The sequence below is a fragment of the Vibrio sp. 2134-1 genome, assembly GCF_033339495.1.
The window spans coordinates 1-936 of record NZ_JAWOUS010000188.1 but is presented as its reverse complement, the minus strand read 5'-3'; the positions used below and the strand labels follow the sequence as shown (position 1 = coordinate 936).

Here is a 936-nt window from a genome sequence, read left to right as displayed (position 1 = left end):
TAAATATAGGCACAACATCACCTCACACCATAACCACACTATTCATGTGTGATAATTAACATTTACCAAACAATATATCGTACCAAAAGCGATTTTTCGGCATAAAATGTTACTAACAAAATAGTCGGCAAACATAAAAAACCAAAGTTAACCGGCTTCACCTAAGGCTAAAACGTGAGCACCACAACAAAACAGAGGAAACCTCCTCAAAGTTGCGATTATGCGCCCGTTATGCGGTTTAATGATTAAGCCAAAAGAACAGCATCACTTAAGCGTAAACGAAACTGCACAATTTGCTGACGGATTGCCTCTTTACGATGCGATTTAGAGTGGGATAATAGGCTTTCGACGCCAGTGACTAAGTAGTGAATGAAAGGAGCCCCTGTGCTTAAAGCGATTTTTTTTGATATGGACGAGACGTTATGTGGCACATCCCAAGCAGACAAAGCTGCAGGGCAAAAATTTGCTGCCTGGATTCAACAAACGTATCCCCAAGTCTCTGATCCTCAAGCATTCTTACAACGCTACTTGCAAGGGGTATATAAAAAGCTCAACGCAGAGTTTCCTCAGCTGGTTGCTCTTCTTCCAGACGAAAATGCTTTTCGCTGTGGTCTGATCCAAACGATTTTGGCGGAGAACGGCATCCACATCGATGCAGAGCAAGCTCAGCAAGCACAACACTATTTTGATTCTGCACGTATGGGCGCGTTCACTTTCTTCCCTGGCGTAAAAGAAATGCTGACGGATCTACGTAAGCACTACAAACTTGTCGTGATCACTAACGGTCCAATTTTCTCGCAGCACCCCAAATTGAAAGCAACACAAATGGATGAATGGGTGGACCATATTATTGTGGGTGGCGAAGAGCCAGAAGAAAAACCAGCGGCCAGCATATTCCAAAAAGCCTTGAATCTTGTCGACGTCAAACCAGAAGAA

Annotated in this window: 1 protein-coding gene; it reads left to right on the top strand. The window is 43.4% G+C overall.

Features of this window, described 5'->3' with window-relative positions; translation table 11 throughout:
- Positions 1-384: 384 nt before the first annotated feature.
- Positions 385-936 (top strand): HAD family hydrolase (locus tag R7R78_RS24835; protein WP_225474461.1); only part of this gene is annotated, 552 nt, incomplete at its 3' end.